Raw genomic sequence first — 23,301 nt, 5'->3', positions numbered from 1 at the left:
CGCGCGGCCGTAGCGCCAGCCGGGCAGCTCGGCGGCGACGCGCAGGCGTTCGAGCACCTCGTCGTCGAACAGCTCGGGCGCCCGCTCGAGCCGCTCGGCGTGCACGGCGGCGGTCTCGCAGCTCTGGATGGCCAGGTACGTCTCCCTGAGCTCCGCGACGACCTCCTCGGACAGCCGCACCTCATCGGCGGCCCCCGACGCCGCCGCCACTGACGCCGCCACTGGCGCCGCCGTGCGGGTCACCCGGGGGTCGCCGTCGAAGACGGCGCCGGGATCGAGCCACGCCACCCGCACGAGCCCGGTCCCCTCCCTGACCGCCCCGCCGCCGTCCCGCGCCAGGTGGCGGTAGGCGAGCAGGCAGTCGTCTGGGGTGCCCGCGAGCACGCCCACGTGGTCGAGCGTCGCCGACAGAGGGAACACGCCGTCGGCCGGGATCGCGTCGTACGCCGGCTTGAACCCGGCGATCCCGCACAGAGCCGCCGGGATGCGGACGGAGCCGCCCGTGTCCGTGCCGATCGCCAGCGGCACCATGCCCGCCGCGACGGCCGCCCCGCTGCCGCCGCTGGAGCCGCCCGACATGCGCGCCGGGTCCCACGGGTTGCGCGAGGCGCCGGTGGCGGAGCGGTCGCCGGTCGGCCCGTACGCGAACTCGTGCGTCGTGGTCTTGCCGACGATGATCGCGCCCGCCTCCCGCAACCGCGTCACGCAGGCGGCGTCGGCGTCGGGGACGTATCCGGCGAAGTGCCGCGAACCCATGGTCGCCGGCACCCCCGCCACCATGATCAGGTCCTTCACCGCGACCGGCACCCCGTGCAGCGGCCCCCGGTCGCCGCCCCCTGACAGCTCCTCGTCGGCACGGCGCGCGGCCGCCAGCGCCCCGCCCGCGTCCACGGTGACGAACGCGTTCAGCGCGGGATCGAGCACGGCGACGGCGCCGAGCGCCCGCTCGACCAGATCGACGGAGGTGGTCTTCCGGTCGCGCAGCTCCCGGGCGAGGTCGGTGACGGTACGGCCGGTGAAGGGTCCCTGGGGAATCGGCATGGACCCTTTTCTACACATCACCCCGGCCCCCGCACCAACGGAGACGGGCCGGGCCGTGGAGCGCTAGCATCGACGGATGCCCGAGGCGCCCTCCCCCCTCCGTCGTGCGCTGCTCTGGATGCGCCGGCTCGCCGCCGTCGTGATCAGCCTCTGCGCGCTCGCCGGCGCGGTCCGCCTGATCGTCCCCGCCACGCCGGGCGGCCCCGAGGGTGAGGCGCCGGGGGTGCGGCGGCAGCTCGCGTTCCTGCGCGGGGCCCTCGACGCCGGCGCCGGCGACGACGCCCAGGCGCTGTTCCCCGAGGGCTACTTCTTCCTGCACGTCCTGTACGGCCTGACCTGGGTGGAGCTGGGCCGGCGCGTCCCGGGGGAGACCAGGGCCGAGGCGCTGCGCGAGGCGCGCTGGGCGCTGGAGCGCCTGGACACCCCGCCCGGCCGCGCCCCGTTCAGCGCCGAGCTCGTCCCCGAGTACGGCGTCTTCTACCGGGGCTGGTGCAACTGGCTGCGCGGCGGGGTGCTGAGCCTGCAGCCGGCCGGGCGGCGGGACGCCGGGGAGTCGCGCCGCTTCGCCGCGGACTCGGCGGCCCTGGCCAAGGCGTTCGACGCCTCGCCGTCGCCGTTCCTGGAGGCCTACCCCGGCCAGTCGTGGCCGGTCGACTCGACCGTGGCGATGGCGTCGCTGCGCCTGCACGACACCCTGGAGCCGCCCCGCCACGCCGCGACCGTCGCTCGGTGGCTGGAGCTGGCCCGCGAGCGGCTGGACCCGCGCACCGGGCTGCTCCCGCACCGCGCCGCTCCCGGCAGCGGTGAGCCGGAGGAGGTGGCCAGGGGCAGCTCGCAGAGCGTGATCCAGCGCTTCCTGCCCGACGTCGACGCCGGCTTCGCCGCCGAGCAGTATCTGCGCTTTCGCGACCGTTACGTCGTCACCCCGCTCGGCCTCGGCCCGGCCGTGCGGGAGTACCCCCAGGGGATGGACGGCCCCGGCGACGTCGACTCGGGGCCGCTGCCGCTGGGCGTGAGCCTGTCGGCCACGGCGGTCACCCTGGGCGCGGCCCAGGTGCACGGTGACGCCGCGCTGGCCGGGGCGCTGGCGGGCTACGGCGGCCTGGCCGGGCTGCGCGTCGGCACCCCCTGGACCAAACGCTACGCCTTCGGGCTGATGCCGATCGGCGACGCGTTCCTCGCCTGGTCGAAGACCGCCCGGCCGTGGACGGCCGCGTGGCCCGCGCAGCCGCCGCCCGCGACCGTGTCGTGGTGGTGGCGGCTGCCCCTGCTGGCGCTGCTCGCCATGCTCGGGGCCGCCCCCTGGCTGCCGGCGCTCCGCCGCCGGGCCAGAAGGGCCGGCTGAGACCCGGCGAGCCGCCCGGGTCAGGGCGGCCCGGGTCAGGGCGGCCCGCTGGGACCTGGTGCCCGGATCGGGGTCAGGGCCGCCCGGCGGGGGTCAGGAGGCGGGCTTGGCCGGGCGGCGGGTGCCCGTCTTGCTCAGGCGGTGGGCCAGCCGGTCCAGCGCCATGTTGATGACGATGAAGATGGCCGCGATGAGGATGGCCGCCGGGATCACGTTCGAGAAGTTCGCCGCGATCCCGTTCAGGCCGCGGTCCACCAGCTCGTCGTAGCCGACGATCAGCCCGAGCGCCGAGTCCTTGAGCAGCACCACGAACTGGCTGATCAGCGCGGGCAGCATCGTCTTGAGCGCCTGCGGCAGCAGGACGAGGCGCATCACCTGCCCCTTGCGCATGCCGACCGCGTACGCCGCCTCCCGCTGCCCCTTCGGCAGGCTGAGCACGCCGGCGCGGACGATCTCGGCGATCACCGAGCCGTTGTAGAGGGTGAGCCCGAACACCACCGCCGCGAAGGCGGAGACGTTCACGCCGATGAGCGCGTACGACCCGAAGAAGGCGAAGAAGATCAGCAGCAGCAGTGGCACGGACCGGAAGAACTCCACCACCACGGCCGCCGGCACCCGCACCCACGCGTGCTCCGACAGCCGGGCGGTGGCGAAGACCAGCCCGAAGATCCCGGCCAGCACCACCCCGGCGACGGCCGCCGCCAGCGTCCCGGCCAGGCCGGGCAGGATGAACGTGGCCCACACGTCCGCCCGCAGCAGCGGCGCCCACTTCTCCGCCGCCCACTGCTCCTTCTCCTCGAAGCGCACGTAGACGACGTACGCCAGCGCCAGCAGCACGAGCGCGACGACACCCGTCAGCACCCGGTTGCGCTGGACGCCGCGCGGTCCGGCGACCTCGTACAGGTTCGCGTAGGTCATCGGGTCACCGCCAGCCGCTTCGACAGCCAGCCGAACGCCAGCCCCATGGGCAGGCAGAGCAGCACGAACCCGGCGGCGAAGCCGAGGAAGATCTCGATGACCTGGTCCCCGTACGTCTCGACCAGCTCCCGCATCCGCACCGACGCCTCCGCGACGCCCACCACCAGCGCGATCGTGGTGTTCTTCGTCAGCGCGATGAGGATGCTGCCGAGCGGCGCCACCACGGCGCGGAACGCCTGCGGCAGCGTGATCAGCGCCAGCGTCCTGACGAAGCCCAGCCCCAGCGAGCGGGCCGCCTCCGCCTGCCCCACGGGCACCGTGTTCAGCCCGGAGCGCAGCGCCTCGCAGACGAACGCCGAGGTGTAGGCGGTCAGCCCGATGACGGCGAGCCAGAAGTTGTTGGTCGCGATGTCGTCGGACAGTTCGAGCCCGAGGTTCGCCCCGAGCCCCAGGCCGGTGAAGAGCAGCACCAGCGTGAGGGGCGTGTTGCGGGCCACGGTCACGTAGGCGGTCGCGGTGGCGCGCAGGGAGCCCAGCGGGGCCACCCGCATGGCGGTCAGCAGCGTGCCCAGCACCAGGGAGCCGAGCGCGCTGACCGCCGTCAGCCGGACCGTCATCCAGAAGGCGGCCAGAATGGTGCCGCCCTCGGTCAGCAACGCGTCCATGGGCCTCAGTACCGTTCGAGCTGCGGGGCCTGCGAGACGGTGAAGCCGGAGGAGCCCACGCTGGCCTGCAGCGCCTTGGTCCAGCTACCGTCGGCGAACATCTTCTCCAGCGCGTCGTTGACCGCCTTGCGGCCGTTCGTGTCGTCCTTCTTCATCCCGATGCCGTACTTCTCGGTGCTGAACGGCTCGCCGACCACCTTGAGCTTGCCCGCGTGCTGCGCGGCGTAGCCGGCCAGGATGACGTTGTCGGTGGTGAGGGCGTCGAGCTGGCCGCCGAGCACGCGGTCCACGCACGCCGAGTAGGTCCGCTCCTCCTGGAGTTGCACCTCCTTGGCGTACTCGGTCTTGACCTTCTGCGCCGGGGTCGAGCCGGCCACCGAGCACAGCTTCTTGCCGTTGAGCGCCTCGGGCCCGGTCAGCGCGGTGTCGTCGGCCCGGACCAGCAGGGCCTGACCGGCCACGAAGTACGGCCCCGCGAACGACACCTTCTGCTTGCGCGCGTCGGTGATCGAGTACGTGGCCACCACCATGTCCACCTGGCCCTGCTCGATGAACGCCTCCCGGTTGGCCGTCACGGTCTCCTTGAACGTGATCCCGGACGGCTCCACGCCGAGCTGCTTGGCCACGTACGTGGCGACCTCGACGTCGAACCCGGTGAAGCTCCCGTCGGGCGTGCGCAGGCCGAGCCCGGGCTGGTCGGCCTTCACGCCGATGACCAGCTTCTTCTCGGTCTTGGCCTTGTCCACGATCGAGGTGTAGCTCTCCTGGCCGCCTCCGCACCCGGTGGCGGTCACGGCGACCACGGCGAACACGGCGTAAAGGGATCTGCCGAACATGACACTCCTTAGTGGGTGAGGATCTTGGCGAGGAAGGACTGGGCGCGGTCGCTGCTCGGCGCGCCGAAGAAGGCGCTGGGGGCGCCCTGCTCGACGATCTCGCCCTCGGCCATGAAGACGACCCGGTCGGCCGCCCGGCGGGCGAAGCCCATCTCGTGGGTGACGACGACCATCGTCATGCCCTCGCGGGCCAGCGTGATCATGACATCGAGCACCTCGTTGACCATCTCGGGGTCCAGCGCCGAGGTGGGCTCGTCGAACAGGATCGCCTTCGGGTCCATCGCCAGGGCCCTGGCGATGGCCACCCGCTGCTGCTGCCCGCCCGAGAGCTGGGCCGGCACCTTGTCCGCCTGGGCGCCGATGCCGACCCGGTCGAGCAGCTCACGGGCCTTGCGCACGGCCTGCTCCTTCGGCCGCTTGAGCACGTGGACCTGCCCGAGGACGACGTTGTCCAGGACGGTCCTGTGCGCGAAGAGGTTGAAGGACTGGAACACCATGCCGACCTCGGCGCGCAGCCTGGCCAGCTCCCTGCCCTCCGACGGCAGCGGGGTTCCGTCGAGGGTGATCGTGCCGGAGTCGATGGTCTCCAGCCGGTTGATCGCCCGGCAGAGGGTGGACTTGCCCGCCCCGGACGGGCCGATGATCACGACGACCTCGCCCTGCCGGACCGTCAGGTTCACGTCCCGCAGGACGTGATGATCGCCGAATCTCTTGTTGACCTGGTCCAGGACGATCAGGTCCGACTGGGACATGCGCCACGCTCCTCGTCTCGGTCAGCGTTGGCGTAACCGTAGGAGCCGCATGTTCCGCGGAAAGGCTTGTGATCGTTTAGCTTGCTTGTGCTCGATTAGCTCAGCGGCCGGCCCAGGGGCCAGGTCAGCAGTTGGCCGGCCGGGACGGCCCGGCGGTGTTGCCGTGGACGCCGATCGTGGACATGAAGGCGCGGTCCCACTGGCCGTCACGCAGCCAGCGGCAGATCAGGCCGTTCAGGTAGTCGCGGAAGGCCGTGTCCTGCTTGCGCACGCCCATCCCGTACGGCTCGCGCCCGAACGGCTTGCGCACCAGGCGCAGTGTGTCGGGATGCTGGGCCAGCAGCCCGAGCAGGATGGTGTCGTCGGTGCTGAGCGCGTCCACCCGCCCGGAGATGAGAGCGGGGATGCAGATGCTGTAGGCGTCGACGATCTCCAGCTTAGCGGTCGGCACCTGCTCGCGCAGCCGGTCCACGGAGGTGGAGCCCTTGGCCGTGCAGACCGTCTTGCCGCCCAGGTCGGTCACCTGGTTGATGGTGGAGTCACCCATCCTGACCAGCAGGTCCTGCCCCGCGTAGTAGTACGGGTCGGTGAACGAGACCAGCTCGGCGCGGGCCGGGGTGATCGAGTAGGTGGCGATGACGAGGTCCACCACGCCCTGGGTGATGAAGTTCTCGCGCTCGCGGGAGACGGTCTCGACGAAGCGGACGTTGCGTTCGCTGCCGGTGAGGTCCTTGGCCAGCAGCCGCGCGATCTCCGCGTCGAAACCGGTGATCCGCCCGCTGGCCGGATCCTTGTAGCCGAACATCGGCTGGTCGAACTTGGTGCCCACGGTCAGCACGCCGCGCTGCTTGATCCGCGCCATCGTGGACTCCGTGGCGAAGGCGTCCGCCTCGCCGCAGCCGGTCCCGAGCACGCAGAGCAGCACCGCCGCCAGCACCACGCGCAGCCCGCGCCGCACGGGGATCCTCACCGGACGGGTCGTCGGGCCGGTCGTCGGGCCGGTCGTCGGGCCGGTCGTCGGGCCGGCCATCGGGCCGGTCGTCAGGCCGGTCGGCGGGCCGCTCATCGGACGCGGTACCGGTGCTGCGGCCGCCCGGTCTCCCCGTACTTCGGGCGGCCCTCGACCAGCCCGCGATCGGCCAGGTGCTCCAGGTAGCGGCGGGCGGTGGCCCGGCTGACGCCGACCATCCCGGCCAGCTCGTGCGCCGAGGCGTCCTCCTCGACCTCGGCCAGCGCGTCCAGGATCTTCTGCTCGGTGGCCGGCGAGATGCTCTTCGGACGGGTGCCCTGGTCGAGGTGGAGCGAGCGGAAGAGGCGGTCGATCTCCTGCTGCTCGGCGAACCGGCCGCCACCGTCGAGCTGCTCGGCGGTGGCCGCGTACCGCAGCAGGGTCTGCTCCAGCGTGCCGGCCCTGGTCGGTTTGACCAGGTAGTAGAGGGCGCCGCGCTGGATGGCCGCCCGTACGGTGGCCGACTCCTTGCGGCTGGAGACGACGATGATGTCGGCGGGCGGCTGTTCCGGCCGGCGCAGCCGGTGCGCGACCTCTAAGCCGGGCATATCCGGAAGGTGCAGATCGAGCAGGATCAGCCGGGGCGCGAAGCGGCCGGCGGCGGCCAGCGCCGCGTGGCCGGTGTGGGCGATGCCCACCACCCTGAAGCCCAGCACCCGGTTCACCTGCGCGTGCAGCGCCGCCGTGACGACCGGATCATCGTCCACGATGAGTACGGTGATGTCCCTGGGCTCAGGCATCGCCACGCTCCTCGTCCAAGCAGTAGATTCTTGCAGCTTAAGCGTGTTTTATTACAAAAGATCGACTTTTGCTCGTTCTGCTCATCCGGATCCGGCGTACGCGCCGGTTACCTCCTACTCTGTACCCGAACGGCTGGGGGGAGGGACGGACGCCCGTGCGGTGGTTGTTCGCGGTGACAGCCCTGTGGACGCTCCTGGGCCTGCTGCCACTGGCGGCACTGACGTCGTCCAGCATCTCGCTGTCCGAGGGCGCGGTGCGCGACGAGGTCAGCAACCGGGTCAGGACCACGGCGTCGGTCAGCAGGGTCGTGGTCGACCAGCAGATGAGCTCGCTCAAACAGCTCGTCACCGCCTTCGCGCAGCGCCCCGAGGTGCGCGCCTCCGTCGGCGACGCCACGCCGACGACGCTGCGCGACTGGCTGGGCCAGCTCGAACGCATGCGCGACGGCGTCAGCGGGCTCATGCTGATCTCCCCCGAGGGGAGCATGCTCGGCGCCGAACCCCCGAGCGCGCTGCCCCAGGACATCACCAGCACCGACTGGTACCGCGCGGTGCGCGACGGCCGCCAGGCCCACGTCTCCCAGGCGTACACGCCCACGATGGGCGACGTGTCCAGGGCGGTCGCCGTGGCCGCGCCGATCATGAGCGCCGACGGCGTGCGCATGTTCGGCATGCTCGCCATCGTCTACAGCCTGGACGCGATCAAGGCGTTCGCCGAGGAGGCCGCCAACGCCCAGGACATCCGGCTGCTCATCACCGACAAGGCCGGCGTGCTCGTCGCCGACCCCGGCAGGCAGGTGTACGCGCTCACCTCCCTGCGCGAGGACTTCCGGGTGGACGCCGCGCTGGCCGGGCAGGCGTGGAGCGGCATGTACCGCGGCATCGACGGCATGGTCATGTCGGCCTCCGAGCCCATCCCGAGCATCGGCTGGACGGTCACCGCCGAGGTCTCCGCCTCCGAGGCGCTGGCTTCGGCCGACAAGCTGCGCACGAACGTGCTCACCGTCGCCGCCCTGCTCGCCCTGCTCATCCTCATCGGCCTCGGCCTGCAGATCCACTCCACCCGCGGCCGCCGCCGGGCCCAGGCCACGCTGGCCAGGTACGCCGCCGAACTGGCCTCCGCCAGGGACGACGCGCTCAGCGCCTCCAACGCCAAGTCCGAGTTCGTGGCCAAGATCAGCCACGAGATCCGCACCCCGATCAACGGCGTGCTCGGCATGAACTCCCTGCTCATGGGCACCCGGCTGGACGAGGAGCAGCGTTACTACGCCACCACCGCCCAGGAGTCGGCCAACAACGTGCTGCGCCTGCTCGACGACTTCCTCGACCTGTCCAGGATCGAGGCAGGCCACCTCCAGGTCGACGCCGTGGCCTTCGACCTGCCCCGCCTGTGCGACGAGGTCGTGGCGCCGTTCGCGCCGCACGCGTACGAGCAGGGGCTCTGGCTCACGCTCCGGCTCGACGAGAACGTCCCGAGCCAGGTGTCGGGCGACCCCGCCCGGCTGCGCCAGGTGCTCACCAACCTCGTCGGCAACGCGCTCAAGTTCACCTTCCAGGGCGGCGTGGACCTGCGGGTCACCCTCGACGAGGGCGAGCCGGGCCAGGAACGGGTGACGCTCAGGTTCGCCGTCGCCGACACCGGGATCGGGGTCGGCCCCAACGACCGTGAGCGGGTCTTCGGCGTCTTCCGCCAGGTGGACTCGCCGATCACGCGCAGGACCGGCGGCAGCGGCCTGGGCCTGGCCATCAGCCGGCAGCTCGTCGAGCTCATGGGCGGCAGCATCGGGCTGGACAGTGTCGAGGGCGTGGGCAGCCGCTTCTGGGCCACGCTGCCGGTCGACGTCGTGACCTGGGCCGAGCCCGGGGCGCACACCCTGGAGGGGCGGCGCGCGCTCGTCGCCGACTCGCGGCCCGAGGACCGTACGCTGGCCGCGCGCTACCTGGCCCAGGCCGGGGCCGAGGTCGAGGAGACCAGGGACCAGGAGCAGGCCCTGGCCCGCCTGCGGTCGGCCGCCGCGGCGGAGGAGCCGTACGAGCTGGTGGTCGTCGCCCTCGACCTGGGCACGACCCCGGGCCTGACACCGGCGGCTCCGCCCGCGATCACGTCGGCCACCGCGCCGAGCACGTCACCGGAGCCTTCACCGGGCAATGCGCTCGCCACCACGCCGGATGCCGCACCGGGTAACGGGCTGGCCACCGCGCCGGGCGCCGAGCGAGGCGCGTCGCTGAGGACCGCGCCGGGCACCTCACCTGACGCCGCACCGAGCACTTCGCCGGGCGGCTCGTCGAGTCACCCACTGGGCGCTTCGCCGGGGGCGGCCCCGGGCGCGCCGCGCTCGCTCGCCCACGCCATCCTCACCGACCCGCTGCTCCAGGCCACCAGCGTCATCGTGGTCGTCACCCCAGGCCGCTCCGGCTTCGCCTGGCCGGCGCCGGCCGGCGGGCGGGCCGTGCAGTCGATCACCCGGCCGCTGAGCCGCCGCCGCCTGGTCGCCGCCGTGGAGAACGCCCTGGGCACCGCCGAGTCCCCCGGCGACCACCCGGCCGGCCAGAACGGCAGCCCGGCCGCCGCCGCGCGGATCCTCGTGGCCGAGGACGACGAGGTGAGCCGCCAGGTGGCGATGCTCGTCCTCGGCCAGGCCGGTCACGAGGTCGAGGTGGTCGACGACGGCGCCCAGGCCGTGCGGGCCGTGCTCGAAGGCGGCTACGACCTGGTGTTCATGGACTGCCAGCTGCCCGTGCTCGACGGCCTGGCCGCCACCGAGGAGATCAGGGGCCGCGAGGAGGTTCACACGCCGATCATCGCGATGACCGCCGCCGCCATGCCCGACGACCGGATCCGCTGTCTCGAAGCCGGCATGGACGACCACCTGGCCAAGCCCGTGGACTGGCCGCGCGTGCTGGCCCGCATCCCGGAGTGGACGGCCTCGGCCGGGCTCCCGCCCGAGCTGGCCGGGCTGTCCCAGGAGGCGCTGGCGGACGTGGCGCGGGCCTACCTCGCCACCGCCACACGTACGTTCGACGAGCTCAGGCAGGCCGTACGCGACGGCGACCGCCCGGCCGCCACGGCGCTCGCCCACCGGCTCAGGGGCGCCTGCGCCACGGTCGGCGCGGTCAGGGAGGCGGAGCTGTGCCGGCGCGTCGAGGACCTGTCCGCGTCGGGGGCCGCCGTGGACGAGGACCTGCTGGAGGAGCTGGGCGGCCTGCTCAGCGACGTCCCCGAATGGATGAGCGCGGCCCACTCCTGAGCCGGGGCGTCCGGGTTACGGTTTTCCGCCATCGAGGTCGGCGGGTCGCCCCCATGGTTCCCGCCGCCGCGGGCTCCTAGCGTGGGGCGGCGTGATCAGTATGCGCGGTTTGACCAAACGGTACGGCGACCGTCTCGCCGTGGACGACCTGTCCCTCGACCTGAGGCCGGGCACGGTGACCGGCTTCCTCGGCCCGAACGGTGCTGGGAAGTCGACCACGATGCGCCTCGTCCTCGGCCTCGACCGGCCCAGCGCCGGCACCGCGCTCGTCGGCGGAGTCCCGTACCACCGGATCAGGAACCCCCTGCGCACGGTCGGCGCGCTGCTCGACGCGCGCGCCGTGCACCCCGGCCGCAGCGGCCACGCCCACCTGGTGGCGCTGGCCCGCAGCAACGGGATCGCGCGGCGGCGGGTCGGCGAGGTGCTGGAGACCGTGGGCCTGGCCGGCGCGGCGCGCAAGCGGGCCGGGACGCTGTCCCTGGGCATGAGCCAGCGCCTCGGGATCGCCGCGGCGCTGCTGGGCGACCCCGAAGTGCTGATGTTCGACGAACCCGTCAACGGGCTCGACCCGGACGGCGTGCGGTGGGTGCGCGGGCTCATGCGGTCGCTGGCGGAAGAGGGCCGCACGGTGTTCGTCTCCAGCCACCTGATGAGCGAGATGCAGCTCACCGCCGACCACCTCGTGGTGATCGGCAGGGGGCGGCTCATCGCGGACGCGCCGCTGGCCGACGTCATCGCGGGCAGCTCGCTGACGGCCGTGCTGGTCCGCACCCCGCACGCGGACGCCCTCGCCGCCCGGCTGCGCGCCGCCGGGATCGCGGTGGACCGGTTCGGCGAGAACGAACTGGAGGCCACCGGCGCCCCCGTCGAACGCGTCGGCGACCTGGCCCACGAGGCCGGCATCCGCTTGCACGAACTGCGCACCAGACAGGCGTCCCTGGAACAGGCCTACCAGGAGCTGACCTCGGACAGCGTCGAGTACGGAGCGGGCCGATGAGCGCACAGGCGCGGACGTTGTGGCAGGTGGCCGGGGCCGAGTGGGGGAAGTTGTGGTCGGTCAGGTCCACCTGGTGGTGCCTGGCCGGCGCGCTCGCGCTCACCGTGCTGACCGCCGTCACACTGGGCGGCTCCACCGTCACCGACGCCCTGCGCGACGGCGTGGCGGGCGTGCGCGTCACGGCCAGCGAGCCCGTGGTCTCGGCCACGTCGTTCGTCCAGTTCGCCCTGGTGGCCCTGGCCATGCTGACGATCACCGCCGAGTACGCCTGCGGCGGCATCCGCGTCACGCTGCAGGCCACGCCCGTGCGCGGCATGGTGCTGGCGGCCAAGGCGCTGGTGGTCGCCCCCGTCATGTTCGTGGCCGGAGTCCTGTCCGGGGCGGTGGCGACGGCGGCGGTGTACCTGCTGCTGTCCATCGACGTGTTCGGCGGCCTGGTCGTGCTGCCGGCCGCCGACGTCGCGCTCGACCTGCTGGGCACCGGCGTCTTCTACGCCTTCGTGTCGGTGCTGACCCTGGGCGTCGGCGCGGCCGTGCGCAGCGCGGCGGGCACCCTGACCGTGGTGTTCATGCTGCTCATGGGCCTGCCGCTGATGCTGCTGATGACCGGGAGCCAGGAGGCGGCGGACATCTCGATGCGCCTGCCGATGTTCGCCGGGCTGGCGTTCATGGGCAGCATCGACAATCCGACCGGCGGGCCGATCCCGTACCCGGCGGGGGAGGGGCTGGCATGGCTGGTGGTCTGGACGTCGGCGGCGTTGGTGGCGGGCCTGGTCGTGATGCGCCGCCGCGACGCCTAGACTTCACGCCCGTGTGGGGCGGCCGGATCGTGCGGACGGCGGCCGGGGTCCTTCTCGGGACGGTTCTCGGCCTCGCCGAGCTGGCCTTCCTGTGCGTGGCGGCCCCCGCGTCCCTCGTGCCCGCGCTGCGTCCCGCCCTCGCCCGCGTACGCGCCCGCCTCACCGCCCTGGAACGCGCCCGCCTGTCCCGCTGGCTCGACCTGGACCAGGAGAGGGGCACGCGGGACGGCGGGTACACGTTCCTGGCCGCCCGCGCCGCCCTGTCCCTCCTCGGCGGGTACGTCTGCGCGTCCACCCTGTTCCTGGCCTGCCTGCTCACAGCCGGCGGCGCCTGGGACCTGATCACGGACAGGATGGAGCCCGTCCCGCTCAACCTGCCCGGCGTCAAGCTCGTGACCGGCAGCGGCATCCTCGGCCTCACCTTGGGAGCGGTCCTGCTGGCCGTGCTCGTCCTCATGGTCATGGCCCTGGCGGCACTGGAGCGCCGCCTGGCCGCCCGCTTCCTCGGCCCCGGCAGCCAGGAGCTCATGCGCAGGCGCATCGCCGAGCTGACCGCCACCCGTACCGGCATCGTCAGGGCCGTGGACGACGAGCGCCGCAGGATCGAGCGCGACCTGCACGACGGCGTGCAGCAGCGCGGCGTGGCCCTGGCCATGCTGCTCGGCCGCGCCCGCCACAGCGCCGCCCCCGACAGGACCGCCGAGCTGGTCGACCAGGCCTACACCGAGGCCCGCCGGCTCCTCGACGAGCTGCGCAGCGTGGCCTGGCGCGTCTACCCGACCGCGCTCGACGAGCTCGGCCTGCGCGCCGCGCTGGCCGGCGTGGCCGAACGCTCGGACGTCCCCGTCACCGTGCACCACGGGCTGACCGGCCGACTCGCCTCCGAGGTCGAGACGGCCCTGTACTTCGTCGCCCGCGAGGCCATCACCAACGCGGTCAAGCACGCCGGCGCGCATGACATCCTGGTGGTCCTGAGCGAGGACGAGCGGACGGTGAGCGTGGCGATCTCCGACGACGGCGCGGGCGGCGCCGACGCCTCGGGCGGCGGGCTGTCCGGCCTGGCCAGGCGCGTGCTGGCGCTCGACGGGACGTTCACCTTGGACAGCCCGCCCGGCGGCCCCACGCGGATCGCCGCGACCCTGCCGAAGGCGCCGCCGTGCGGGTGATCCTGGCCGACGACTCGGTGCTGCTGCGCGAGGGCCTGACCCGGCTGCTCGACGACGCCGGGCACGAGGTGGTCGCCGCCGTCGGCGACGCCCCCGCCCTGCTCGACGCCGTCGACCGGCACCGTCCCGACGTGGCCGTGATCGACGTACGCATGCCGCCCACCCACAAGGACGAGGGGCTGCGGGCGGCGCTGGAGATCCGCGAGCGGCTGCCGGACGTCGGCGTGCTCGTCCTGTCGCAGTACGTCGAGCCGCACTACGCCGCCAGGCTCCTCGCCGAATCCACAGAAGGGCTCGGCTACCTGCTCAAGGACCGGGTCTCCGAGGTCGGCGAGTTCCTCGGCGCGCTGGAGCGGGTCCGCGCCGGCTGCACGGCGTTCGACCCCGAGGTGGTGCGCCAGTTGCTGGCCCGCACCACCCGCGCCGACCCGCTGAGCCGGCTCAGCCCCCGCGAGGGAGAGGTGCTGCGGCTGCTGGCCCAGGGGTTCGTCAACGCCGCCGTCGCCGAACGCCTGCACGTCTCGCTCAGCACGGTCGAGAAGCACGTCAACGCGATCATGGAGAAGCTCGACCTGCCCCGCGCCCCGGGCTACAGCCGCCGCGTGCTGGCGATCCTGCGCTACCTGGAGACCTGAACGACCCCCTTCCCCGGCACGTCACGGATTGCCCGTCATGCCGCCGGGTAAGGGAGGACACTTGATCCGCACGACAAAGGGGGAAGGACCGCGAAATGACCGTCATGCTCTCCGACGGCCGCCCGATGCCACGCCTGGGGCTGGGCACCTATCCCATGCGCGGCGAGGCGGCCCGCCAGGCGGTGATCCACGCGATCTCGCTGGGCTACCGCCTGATCGACACCGCCGCCATCTACGGCAACGAGGCCGAGGTGGGCGCCGGCGTCGCGGACTCGTCCGTGGCCCGCGACGAGCTGTTCGTCACCACGAAGCTGCGCGGCTCCCACCACGGCTACGACGCGGCCATGCGCGGCTTCGAGGAGAGCCGGGCCCGCCTCGGCCTCGACTACGTGGACCTCTTCCTCATCCACTGGCCGCTGCCCAGCCGCGACCTCTACACCGACACCTGGCGGGCCTTCATCCACCTGCGCGACCAGGGCCTCGCACGCTCGATCGGCGTCTCCAACTTCACGCCCGCGCAGATCCGCCGGCTGTCCGACGAGACGGGCGTCCTGCCGGTCGTCAACCAGATCGAGATGCATCCCGGCTTTCCCCAGCACGAGCTGCGCGCCTTCCACGCCGAGCACGGCATCGTGACCGAGTCGTGGAGCCCGCTCGGCGCCCGGAGCAAACTGCTCGACGACCCCGCTGTCACCGACCTGGCGCTCGCCCACGGCCGTACGCCGGCCCAGGTGGTGCTGCGCTGGCACGTACAGGCGGGCGCGGTGCCCATCCCGAAGTCGGGCGATCCCGAACGGATGCGGCAGAACTTCGAGGTGTTCGACTTCAGCCTGTCCCCGGAGGAGACGGCCCGCCTCGACGCCATCGACGGCGGCCGCCTCGGCGCCGACCCCGACCACCACGTCGAACTCTGACCGGCCCGCCCGGTCTCCTTGGGAGGGTGGAGTTCGCCGGGCGAGGCCGCCGGGCGCACGCTCAGCCGCTCGTGGTCCGGTGTGTCTCCTGCGCCTTCGCGCTCCCGTCTTCCGTCGCCGGGGTGGGCAGGGCCGGGCGGCGGGTGGCGACGAGGACGATGAGGGCGGCCAGCAGCAGCCAGGCCGAGGTCATGACGATCAGCCAGGTCCAGCCCGCGTGCCCGTACACGACGGCGCCGGCCGTGCCGCCCGCGCCGCTGCCCAGGTAGTAGCAGAGGGTGTAGAGGCCGGCGGCCCTGCCCCTGGCGGGCGGGGGCGCGTCGGCGGTGACCCAGGCGTTGGCGATGGCGTGGGCGGCGAAGAACCCGGCGGTCAGCACGGCGAACCCGGCCACCACCACGGGCAGCGACGCCGACACGGTCAGCACGGAGCCCGCCGTCGTGACGGCCAGTGCGGTGACCAGCGCCGGCGTCCGGCCCAGTCGTGCCGTCAGGCGTCCGGCGGCGGCCGAGGAGGCGGTGCCCATGGCGTACGACAGGAAGACCAGGGAGGCGGCGGCCGGGGCCAGCGACAGGGGCGGCGCGGCCAGCCGGAACCCGGCCGCGTTGTACAGCGCCACGAACGCCCCCATACCCAGCGCCCCCACCATCACCGGCACCACCAGCCCCACCCGCCCCAAGCCTCCGTGGTCCGCCCGCGTCCTGGCATCGGCCCGTGCTCCACCGGCCGCTCGCGTTGCGGCGCCCGCGTGGGGTGCCGTGCGCGTGTCCCCGGTGGAGACGGGCCGGGATGTGGACGTACGGGGGTCGCGGGGCAGGGTGGCGGCGGTGAAGAGGGCGCAGGCCAGGGCGACGGCCGCCACCGAGGCGAGGGCCCCGTGCCAGCCCAGGGGTTCGGCGGCGAAGCCGGCCCCGAGGCGGCCGAGCATGCCGCCGACCGAGTTGCCGGCGATCATCGCCCCGACCGCCCCGGCCAGCCGCGCCGTGCCGAGCGTGTCCGCCAGGTACGCCGCCGCCACCCCCGCGAACCCGGCGATGGCCACCCCCTGCACCGCCCGCATCCCCAGCAGCACGGGGAAGGATGGCGCCAGCGGCAGCAGCAGCCCGATGACCGCCGACAGCACCACCGACCAGACGATCACCCGCCGCCGCCCCACCGCCCCGGCGAACCAGGCCAGCGGCAGCACCGCCACGGCGAGCGAGGCGGTGGCCACCCCGATGGCCAGGGAGGCGGTGCCGGGATCCAGCCGGTACGCGGCGGCGAGCTGCGGAAGGACGGGCTGCGGCGCGTACAGCAGGGCGAACGACGACAGCCCGGTCGCCGCCACGGCCACGCTGACTCGCCGCGTCCCGGCGGCGGAGGAGGGGACTTCGAGCACTACCACCCGACAAACGCTAAGACAGGCTAATAAATACGTCTAATACGCATATAGGCGATAATTCATGCCGTGATGGATGAATCGGATGACCGGCTGGCCGCCCACCTCGCCCCCGTGCTCGCGCTGCTGGCCGCCGTCGGCGAGACCGGCCACGTGACCCGCGCCGCCGAGCTGCTCGGCATCCCCCACCCCTCGGCCGGCCGCCGCCTGGCCGCCCTGGCGGACCTGGTCGGAGCCCCGCTCGTGCTGCCCTCCGGCCGCGGCATCCGCCTGACCAGGGCAGGACGTACGCTGGCCGCCGCCTCCACCAGGGCCCTGGCCGTCATGACCGCCGCCGCCCGCGAGGTGCGCGAGGACATCGACCCGGGCAGCGGACGCATCGTGCTCGGCTTCCTGCACCTGCTCGGCCGCACCCTCGTTCCCTCCCTCATCGGCGGCTTCCGCGAGCGCAACCCGGACATCCGGTTCAGCCTGGCGCAGGGGTCGCGGCAGGACATGCTGCGGGCGCTGCGCGAGGGCGAGATCGACCTGGTGTTCGTCGGCCCCATGCCGCTGGACGATCCCGACCTGGTCAGCCGCCCGCTCGCCGACCAGGAGATGGTGCTGACGGCGCCCGCGTCCCACCGCCTGGCCGGCCGGCGCCGGGTGCGGGCCGAGGAGCTGGCGGGGGAGGAGCTGGTGACGCTGGAACACGGGTACGGGGTGCGCCAGATCACCGACAGCCTGTGCGCGGCGGCCGGGTTCGAGCCGCGGATCGCGTTCGAGGGGCAGGAGACGGAGACCGTGCGCGGCCTGGTGGCGGCGGGGCTGGGCGTGGCCGTCCTGCCCCGCTCCGAGCAGCCGCCGGCCGGGGGCGTGGTGGAGATCCCGCTCGATCCGCCGGTGTCGCGGACGATCGGGGTGAGCTGGCCCGCCGGTGAACGGCTCACGCCGGCGGCTCGCGCGTTCCGCGACCACGTCTGCTCGGGCCTGACCGACTTCGGCCCCGGTTTCCGCCCCCACACCCCCTTCTGAACGTCCCCCGCACGAGAACGCCGCATACGCCGCCTTCCGAACGCTCGACGCCATTCCGAACGTCGTTCGGGCAGGCGCGGCTCCGCCAGACTGAGAGCCATGAATCATGACGGCGATGCGGGCGTGCCGGGCTCGCTGGCGCGGGTCCTGGCCGACGTGGCGGCCGAACGGGTGGCGCAGGACGTGCGGTTCGGCATGCAGCTGCTGCCCGACGGCACCGGCGGCGAGGGGACGGCCAAGGAGTCGGACGAGGCCAGGCGCAGCACGGACGAGGCCGCCGGAGGCGGGCGGCTGACCTGGCGGCACATCCTGGCGGAGGAGGTGCTGGAGGCGTTCGCCGAGTCCGACCCCGAGCGCCTGCGCGCGGAGCTGATCCAGGTGGCGGCGGTGGCCGTCAAGTGGACGCAGGCCCTCGACCGCCGCCCGGAAAGTTCTACAGAACCTTGACGCGGCACCCGATGGTTGTTGAACTTGGGGCATGACCGGACAGCCAGAGGTGTCCTTCGGCACCGATCCCGGCAGATACCGTCACCTCAGGCTTGAGTTCGACGGCGAGGTCGCCAGGATCGTGCTGGCGGTCGACGAGAGCGGCGGCATCGTCCCCGGGTACGACCTCAAGCTCAACTCCTACGACCTCGGGGTCGACATCGAGCTGTACGACGCCGTCCAGCGCCTGCGCTTCGAGCACCCCGAGGTCCGCGCGGTCGTCCTCACCGGCGGCCTGGAACGCGTGTTCTGCGCGGGCGCGAACATCCGCATGCTGGCCCAGTCGTCCCACCCGTGGAAGGTGAACTTCTGCAAGTTCACCAACGAGACCCGCAACGCCATCGAGGACGCCACCGCCTGCTCGGGCCAGACGTACCTGGCCGCGGTCAACGGCACCGCGGCGGGCGGCGGCTACGAGCTGGCCCTGGCCTGTGACCGGATCATCCTGGTCGACGACGGCTCCACGGCGGTGTCGCTGCCGGAGGTCCCGCTGCTCGGCGTGCTGCCCGGCACGGGCGGCCTGACCCGGCTGACCGACAAGCGCGGCGTGCGCAAGGACCTGGCCGACGTGTTCGCCACCCGCAGCGAGGGCGTGCGCGGGAAGACGGCGGTGGCCTGGCGGCTGGTGGACGAGGCGGTGCCGCGCAGCAGGTTCGAGGAGACCGTACGGGAGCGCGCGAAGGAGGCGGCCGCCCGTTCCACCCGCCCCGCCGGCGCCCCATCGGTGCCGCTGCCGCCGTTGCGCCCCGACGGCTACGCCTACTCCACGGTCACGGCGGCGCCGGAGGAGCACCAGGTCACGATCACCGTACGCGGCCCCGAAGCGGGCGACGACGGCTGGCTGCTGCGCATGACCAGGGAACTGGACGACCTGATCCTGCGCCTGCGGACGAACGAGCCGGAGCTCGGCACCTGGGTGATCAGGACCGAGGGCGACATCGACGCGGTCCTGGCCGCCGAGCCGGGCACGGACGCCTGGCCGCACGGCGAGATCAGGCACTACCTCAAGCGCACCCTCAAACGCCTCGACGTCACCAGCCGCAGCCTCATCGCGCTGATCGAGCCGGGCGGCTGCTTCGCCGGCCCGCTGCTGGAGCTGGCCCTGGCCTGCGACCGCCAGTACATGCTGGACGACCCGGAGCGGCCGGCCGAGATCGAGCTCTCGCCCGCCAACTTCGGCGGCTACCCGATGGGCAACGGCCTGTCGCGGCTGGCCGCCCGCTTCCACGCCGAGCCCGGCCGGGTGGCCGGGCTGGAGAAGGAGACGGGCCGGCGCCTCGGCCCGGCCGAGGCGCTGGAGCTGGGGCTGGTGACGTTCGCGCCCGACGACCTCGACTGGGACGACGAGGTACGCCTGGCGCTGGAGGAACGCGCCGCGCTCAGCCCCGACGCGCTCACCGGCATGGAGGCCAGCCTGCGCTTCGCCGGCCCCGAGACCATGGAGACCAAGATCTTCGCCCGCCTGGCCGCCTGGCAGAACTGGATCTTCACCCGCCCGAACGCCTCGGGCCCCGAGGGCGCCCTGCGCAGCTACGGCACCGGCCGGCGTCCCGTCTACGACCGCGAGCGAGCATGACCAGCCACCGGAGGCGAGCATGGGCATCGACTACACCGAGCGGATCCCGAACAACGTCGACCTGGCCGAGGACCGGCGGCTGAAGCGCGCGCTGGAGTCGTGGCAGCCGCGGTTCCTGCAGTGGTGGGCGGAGATGGGCCCGGCGCTGCCCACCCAGGACGTCTACCTGCGCACCGCCGTCGCCGTCGGCCGTGAGGGCTGGGCGCACTTCGACCACGTGCCGCTGCCCGAATACCGCTGGGGCATCTTCCTGGCCGAGCGCGACGCCGACCGGCGCATCGCCTTCGGCCAGCACAAGGGGCAGCCGGTCTGGCAGCAGGTGCCCGGCGAGTACCGTGCCGACCTGCAGCGGCTCATCGTCATCCAGGGCGACACCGAGCCGGCCAGCGTCGAGCAGCAGCGCCGGCTCGGGCTGAGCGCCCCTTCCCTGTACGACCTGCGCAACCTCTTCCAGGTCAACGTGGAGGAGGGCCGGCACCTGTGGGCCATGGTCTACCTGCTGCACGCCTACTTCGGCCGGTCGGGCCGGGACGAGGCCGAGGCGCTGCTGCTGCGCAACTCGGGCAGCGAGGACTCGCCGCGCATCCTGGGCGCCTTCAACGAGGAGACGCCTGACTGGCTGTCGTTCTTCATGTTCACGTACTTCACCGACCGCGACGGCAAGTACCAGCTCGGCACGCTCAAGGAGTCGGCGTTCGACCCGCTCGGCCGGACGTGCGAGTTCATGCTCAAGGAGGAGGCCCACCACATGTTCGTGGGCACGACGGGCGTGGACCGGGTGGTGGAGCGGACGGCGCAGTTGATGCGCGAGCACGACGACGACGATGTCCGGAAATATGGCGGCATCCCGTTGAACGTCATCCAGAAGTACATCAACTTCCACTACAGCGTGAGCCTCGACCTGTTCGGCGGAGAGACCTCCACCAACGTGGCGAACTACTACACGGCCGGGCTGAAGGGCCGCTGGCAGGAGGAGCGCCGCAAGGACGACCACCTGCTCACCGAGGCCGTCGCCGTCGTGCCGCGGATCGAGGACGGCCGCCTGGCCGAGGCCCGGCTGCCCGCGCTGACGGCGCTCAACGCCGACCTGCGCGGCGAGTACGTGGCCGACTGCGTCACCGGCGTGAACCGGTGGAACCGCATCCTCGGCTCCCACGGCCTCGGCCCCGTCCTCCACCTGCCGCACGTGGGCTTCAACCGCAAGGTGGGCACGTTCGCCGGCCACCACGTCTCCCCGGACGGGCGGGTGCTGGCTCAGCACGAGTGGGAGGCGGCGGCCGGCCGCTGGTTGCCGACGGCCGAGGACAAGACGCACGTGCTGTCGCTGATGCGGCCCGTCTACGAGCCGGGGAAGATCGCCGCCTGGGTCGCGCCGCCGCGCTCGGGCATCGACGGCCGGCCCTTCGACTACGAGTACGTGCACCTTTGAGCTCTACACGTCATTGACGGCTCACCGATCCTGTGTAGAAGATTCAGTCACGATCGCCCGCCTGCGGATGGGGACGGCCAATGACGTCCGAATCGTTCAACGCCAGCGTCTTTCTCACCGACCGCCAGGTCGAGGCCGGCCGGGGCGACCACGTCGCCGTCGCCGGTCCGGCGGGCACGCTGACCTACGCCCAGCTCGCCACCCGCACCGCCGAGCTGGCCACCGGGCTGGCCCGCCTGGGGGTCAGGCCAGAGGAACGGGTCCTGCTCGTCATGTCCGACCGGCCGGAGACCGTGATCACGATCCTGGCCGTGATGCGGATGGGCGCGGTCGCGGTGCCGGTGTCCACCATGTACAACGGGACCGAGCTGGGCGCGCTCATCGGGGACGCGCGGGCCAGGACGGTCGTGGCCACGCCGGAGTTCGAGCCGGTCGTCCGCGCCGCCCTGACCCAGGCCCCCGAGGTGACCACCCTCATCCTCACAGGGGAGTCCGGCGAGGGTGGCGACCTCGACCTGTCCTGGGACGACGTGCTGGCCTCGGGCCGGCCGGTCACCCCCGCCTACGACACCTGGCGCGATTCACCCGCCCTGTGGCTCTACACCTCCGGCACCACCGGCGCCCCCAAGGCCGCCATGCACCGGCACGGCGCGATCAGGGACGTCTACGAGACCTACGGCCGCCAGGTGCTCGGCATCCGCCCGGACGACCGGTGCCTGTCGGTGGCGCGGCTGTTCTTCGCCTACGGCATCGGCAACTCCATGTTCTTCCCCCTGGCCGCCGGCGCCACCGCCGTGCTCGACCCGGCCCGCCCCACTCCGGCCGGCGTGGCCGCCCAGGTGGTGGCCGAGCGGCCCACGCTGTTCTTCGCCGGCCCCACCTTCTACGCCGCGCTGCTCGCCGCCGGTCTGCCCGCCGACACCTTCGCCTCCGTACGGCTCGGCGTCTCGGCGGGGGAGGCACTGCCCGCCGAGATCCTGCGCCGCTTCACCGGCCGCTTCGGCGTGGAGATCATCGACGGGCTCGGCTCCACCGAGGCGCTGCACATCTTCATCTCCAACACGCCGGGCCAGGTGCGGCCGGGCACCTCGGGAACGGTCGTGCCCGGCTACGAGGCCAGGCTGCTCGACGACCACGGCGCGCCCGTCGAGGACGGCAAACCCGGCCATCTGTTCGTCCGCGGCGACTCGATCGCCACCGGCTACTGGTGCCGCACGGCCACCACCCGCCAGGTCTTCCAGGGCGAGTGGCTGCGTACCGGCGACACCTACGTCCGCGAGCAGGACGGCTCCTACCGCTGCCTCGGCCGTTCCAACGACATGATCAAGGCGGGCGGGATCTGGGTGTCGCCGATGGAGGTCGAGGACCGGCTGCTGCGGCACGAATCGGTCGGCGAGTGCGCGGTCGTGGCCTACATCGACGGCGAGGGCCTGGAGAAGCCGGTGGCCTGCGTGGTGCCCGCCCCCGGCCGCCAGGTGGACGCCGGCGAGCTCATCGGCTTCTGCCGCGACGGGCTGGCCGCGTTCAAACGGCCGCGCGAGGTGCTGGTGCTGGACGAGCTGCCCAAGACGGCGACCGGCAAGATCCAGCGCGTGGTGGTCCGCCGCATCGCCGCCGACCTCCTGGGCAAGCAGTAGGCGGCCGAGTGGCGGCGCGAGAGCCAGGCGGCTGAGCGGCCGTCAGGCCGGTCAGGCGGCGGCTCGCGTCCGGTAGACGGTGATGGCGAACGGCCGCGGTGAGGAGGCGTAGACCTGCTCGCTCAGCCGCGCCAGCGACCCGTGCGCGTCCAGAAAGCCGTGCAGCCGATCCGACTCAGGCCACGGATGGACCGCCACCAGCACCCCGCCGGGCGCGAGCAGCTCGCTGAGCCGGGACGAGGCCAGCCGCAGCCGCTCCTCGCGCCCCAGGTAGTAAAGCGTCTCGGAACAGAACACCAGGTCGAAGCGGTCACCCGGCCGGTGGCTGAGCAGGTCGGCGCGGACGAAGCGCACGTGCCCGTTCTGCGGCACGCGCGCCCGCGCCCGCGTCAGCGCCCGCTCCGAGAGGTCCACCCCGACGATCTCCGCCTCCGGGTACGCCGCCGCCAGCGCGAGCGTGAACACCCCCTCGCTGCACCCGACCTCGATGATCCGCCGGTACGGCCCCGGAGGCAGGTGCTTGAGCGTGACCAGGTACTTCTGCTGCTCGTAGTCGTCGGTCGCGAGCCGCCACGGGTCGGGGACCCGGTGCCGCCAGTCGAAGTAGCGGCGCAGGACCAGCCCCTGCCCCTTCGCCGACAGCAGGGACAGCGCGCGGAAGAGCGCGCGGTGCATGAGCTCGGGCAGGCGTGGCATGCGGCCCCTCCCGGTCGGG

At 73.0% G+C, this 23,301-nt stretch carries 21 protein-coding genes; 12 read left to right on the top strand and 9 right to left on the bottom strand.

Annotation, left to right across the window (positions count from 1 at the left end):
- The coding region (locus ABFX54_RS20425) for an amidase (protein ID WP_346106997.1) at positions 1–1,041 on the bottom strand (1,041 nt) is incomplete at its 3' end.
- Positions 1,042–1,117: 76 nt separating this feature from the next.
- Between ABFX54_RS20425 and ABFX54_RS20420 the strand changes: the two genes are divergently transcribed.
- On the top strand, positions 1,118–2,386 hold the full coding sequence (locus ABFX54_RS20420) for a hypothetical protein (RefSeq protein WP_346106995.1): 1,269 nt from the start codon (positions 1,118–1,120) through the stop codon (positions 2,384–2,386).
- Between the two features lie 93 nt (positions 2,387–2,479).
- Here the strand turns inward: ABFX54_RS20420 and ABFX54_RS20415 are convergent, their stop codons facing one another.
- The 6 genes from ABFX54_RS20415 to ABFX54_RS20390 form a co-directional block, all read right to left on the bottom strand.
- On the bottom strand, positions 2,480–3,304 hold the full coding sequence (locus ABFX54_RS20415; protein WP_346106994.1) for an amino acid ABC transporter permease: 825 nt from the start codon (positions 3,302–3,304) through the stop codon (positions 2,480–2,482).
- Positions 3,301–3,969, bottom strand: coding sequence for an amino acid ABC transporter permease (locus ABFX54_RS20410; RefSeq protein WP_346106992.1), 669 nt, complete (start codon positions 3,967–3,969; stop codon positions 3,301–3,303). Before ABFX54_RS20410 ends, ABFX54_RS20415 begins: the two co-directional genes overlap by 4 nt.
- A 5-nt stretch (positions 3,970–3,974) precedes the next feature.
- A complete protein-coding gene (locus ABFX54_RS20405) occupies positions 3,975–4,805 on the bottom strand; it encodes a glutamate ABC transporter substrate-binding protein (RefSeq protein WP_346106990.1) in 831 nt (276 codons plus the stop codon).
- 8 nt (positions 4,806–4,813) lie between these two features.
- Positions 4,814–5,557, bottom strand: a complete 744-nt coding sequence (locus ABFX54_RS20400; protein WP_346106988.1) for an amino acid ABC transporter ATP-binding protein — start codon at positions 5,555–5,557, stop codon at positions 4,814–4,816.
- Between the two features lie 124 nt (positions 5,558–5,681).
- On the bottom strand, positions 5,682–6,623 hold the full coding sequence (locus ABFX54_RS20395; protein WP_346106986.1) for a glutamate ABC transporter substrate-binding protein: 942 nt from the start codon (positions 6,621–6,623) through the stop codon (positions 5,682–5,684).
- Positions 6,620–7,306 (bottom strand): response regulator, encoded by a 687-nt coding sequence (locus ABFX54_RS20390; RefSeq protein ID WP_106250915.1) that lies wholly within the window; start codon positions 7,304–7,306, stop codon positions 6,620–6,622. Before ABFX54_RS20390 ends, ABFX54_RS20395 begins: the two co-directional genes overlap by 4 nt.
- A gap of 155 nt (positions 7,307–7,461) precedes the next feature.
- Between ABFX54_RS20390 and ABFX54_RS20385 the strand changes: the two genes are divergently transcribed.
- From ABFX54_RS20385 to ABFX54_RS20360, 6 genes are all read left to right on the top strand, one after another.
- Complete coding sequence (locus ABFX54_RS20385) at positions 7,462–10,554, top strand: hybrid sensor histidine kinase/response regulator (protein WP_346106984.1); 3,093 nt, start codon at positions 7,462–7,464, stop codon at positions 10,552–10,554.
- A 91-nt stretch (positions 10,555–10,645) separates the two neighbouring features.
- A complete protein-coding gene (locus ABFX54_RS20380; RefSeq protein WP_346106982.1) occupies positions 10,646–11,551 on the top strand; it encodes an ATP-binding cassette domain-containing protein in 906 nt (301 codons plus the stop codon).
- Complete coding sequence (locus ABFX54_RS20375) at positions 11,548–12,351, top strand: ABC transporter permease (protein WP_346106980.1); 804 nt, start codon at positions 11,548–11,550, stop codon at positions 12,349–12,351. The genes ABFX54_RS20380 and ABFX54_RS20375 overlap by 4 nt, the downstream gene beginning before the upstream one ends.
- Before the next feature lie 11 nt (positions 12,352–12,362).
- A complete protein-coding gene (locus tag ABFX54_RS20370; RefSeq protein WP_346106978.1) occupies positions 12,363–13,517 on the top strand; it encodes a sensor histidine kinase in 1,155 nt (384 codons plus the stop codon).
- On the top strand, positions 13,508–14,152 hold the full coding sequence (locus ABFX54_RS20365) for a response regulator (protein WP_346106976.1): 645 nt from the start codon (positions 13,508–13,510) through the stop codon (positions 14,150–14,152). Before ABFX54_RS20370 ends, ABFX54_RS20365 begins: the two co-directional genes overlap by 10 nt.
- Positions 14,153–14,247: 95 nt before the next feature.
- Positions 14,248–15,066: an aldo/keto reductase gene (locus ABFX54_RS20360; protein ID WP_346106974.1), complete on the top strand. Its 819-nt coding sequence runs from the start codon at positions 14,248–14,250 to the stop codon at positions 15,064–15,066.
- 61 nt (positions 15,067–15,127) lie between these two features.
- Here ABFX54_RS20360 and ABFX54_RS20355 read toward each other — a convergent pair whose 3' ends face one another.
- The gene (locus ABFX54_RS20355) at positions 15,128–16,450 is read right to left on the bottom strand and encodes an MFS transporter (RefSeq protein ID WP_346106972.1); all 1,323 of its coding nucleotides are present in this window, start codon (positions 16,448–16,450) and stop codon (positions 15,128–15,130) included.
- Between the two features lie 66 nt (positions 16,451–16,516).
- Here ABFX54_RS20355 and ABFX54_RS20350 point away from each other — a divergent pair, with 66 nt between their 5' ends.
- The 5 genes from ABFX54_RS20350 (at position 16,517) to ABFX54_RS20330 (ending at position 22,586) form a co-directional block, all read left to right on the top strand.
- On the top strand, positions 16,517–17,458 hold the full coding sequence (locus ABFX54_RS20350) for a LysR family transcriptional regulator (protein WP_346107002.1): 942 nt from the start codon (positions 16,517–16,519) through the stop codon (positions 17,456–17,458).
- A 99-nt stretch (positions 17,459–17,557) separates the two neighbouring features.
- A complete protein-coding gene (locus ABFX54_RS20345; protein ID WP_346106970.1) occupies positions 17,558–17,905 on the top strand; it encodes a hypothetical protein in 348 nt (115 codons plus the stop codon).
- A gap of 31 nt (positions 17,906–17,936) precedes the next feature.
- Complete coding sequence (boxC, locus tag ABFX54_RS20340; RefSeq protein ID WP_346106968.1) at positions 17,937–19,520, top strand: 2,3-epoxybenzoyl-CoA dihydrolase; 1,584 nt, start codon at positions 17,937–17,939, stop codon at positions 19,518–19,520.
- 19 nt (positions 19,521–19,539) lie between these two features.
- Complete coding sequence (boxB, locus tag ABFX54_RS20335) at positions 19,540–20,949, top strand: benzoyl-CoA 2,3-epoxidase subunit BoxB (RefSeq protein ID WP_346106966.1); 1,410 nt, start codon at positions 19,540–19,542, stop codon at positions 20,947–20,949.
- Between the two features lie 80 nt (positions 20,950–21,029).
- Positions 21,030–22,586 carry a benzoate-CoA ligase family protein gene (locus tag ABFX54_RS20330; RefSeq protein ID WP_346106964.1) on the top strand — a complete coding sequence of 519 codons (1,557 nt, stop codon included), beginning with the start codon at positions 21,030–21,032 and terminating at the stop codon, positions 22,584–22,586.
- A 51-nt stretch (positions 22,587–22,637) separates the two neighbouring features.
- Here ABFX54_RS20330 and ABFX54_RS20325 read toward each other — a convergent pair whose 3' ends face one another.
- Positions 22,638–23,282 carry a class I SAM-dependent methyltransferase gene (locus tag ABFX54_RS20325; protein WP_346106962.1) on the bottom strand — a complete coding sequence of 215 codons (645 nt, stop codon included), beginning with the start codon at positions 23,280–23,282 and terminating at the stop codon, positions 22,638–22,640.
- Positions 23,283–23,301 lie beyond the last annotated feature (19 nt).

It is taken from the genome of Nonomuraea maheshkhaliensis, from assembly GCF_039529435.1.
Classification (GTDB): Bacteria; Actinomycetota; Actinomycetes; order Streptosporangiales; family Streptosporangiaceae; genus Nonomuraea; species Nonomuraea maheshkhaliensis.
This window is presented reverse-complemented; position numbering and strand designations above follow the sequence as displayed.

Coding starts and splice junctions, on each gene's coding strand:
- ABFX54_RS20410 (WP_346106992.1), bottom strand. CDS start 3,969: ATGGACGCGTTGCTGACCGAGGGCGGCACCATTCTGGCCGCCTTCTGG.
- ABFX54_RS20360 (WP_346106974.1), top strand. CDS start 14,248: ATGACCGTCATGCTCTCCGACGGCCGCCCGATGCCACGCCTGGGGCTG.
- boxC (WP_346106968.1), top strand. CDS start 17,937: ATGACCGGACAGCCAGAGGTGTCCTTCGGCACCGATCCCGGCAGATAC.
- ABFX54_RS20375 (WP_346106980.1), top strand. CDS start 11,548: ATGAGCGCACAGGCGCGGACGTTGTGGCAGGTGGCCGGGGCCGAGTGG.
- ABFX54_RS20325 (WP_346106962.1), bottom strand. CDS start 23,282: ATGCCACGCCTGCCCGAGCTCATGCACCGCGCGCTCTTCCGCGCGCTG.
- ABFX54_RS20390 (WP_106250915.1), bottom strand. CDS start 7,306: ATGCCTGAGCCCAGGGACATCACCGTACTCATCGTGGACGATGATCCG.
- ABFX54_RS20405 (WP_346106990.1), bottom strand. CDS start 4,805: ATGTTCGGCAGATCCCTTTACGCCGTGTTCGCCGTGGTCGCCGTGACC.
- ABFX54_RS20345 (WP_346106970.1), top strand. CDS start 17,558: ATGAATCATGACGGCGATGCGGGCGTGCCGGGCTCGCTGGCGCGGGTC.
- ABFX54_RS20415 (WP_346106994.1), bottom strand. CDS start 3,304: ATGACCTACGCGAACCTGTACGAGGTCGCCGGACCGCGCGGCGTCCAG.
- ABFX54_RS20350 (WP_346107002.1), top strand. CDS start 16,517: ATGGATGAATCGGATGACCGGCTGGCCGCCCACCTCGCCCCCGTGCTC.
- ABFX54_RS20395 (WP_346106986.1), bottom strand. CDS start 6,623: ATGAGCGGCCCGCCGACCGGCCTGACGACCGGCCCGATGGCCGGCCCG.
- ABFX54_RS20400 (WP_346106988.1), bottom strand. CDS start 5,557: ATGTCCCAGTCGGACCTGATCGTCCTGGACCAGGTCAACAAGAGATTC.
- ABFX54_RS20420 (WP_346106995.1), top strand. CDS start 1,118: ATGCCCGAGGCGCCCTCCCCCCTCCGTCGTGCGCTGCTCTGGATGCGC.
- boxB (WP_346106966.1), top strand. CDS start 19,540: ATGGGCATCGACTACACCGAGCGGATCCCGAACAACGTCGACCTGGCC.
- ABFX54_RS20330 (WP_346106964.1), top strand. CDS start 21,030: ATGACGTCCGAATCGTTCAACGCCAGCGTCTTTCTCACCGACCGCCAG.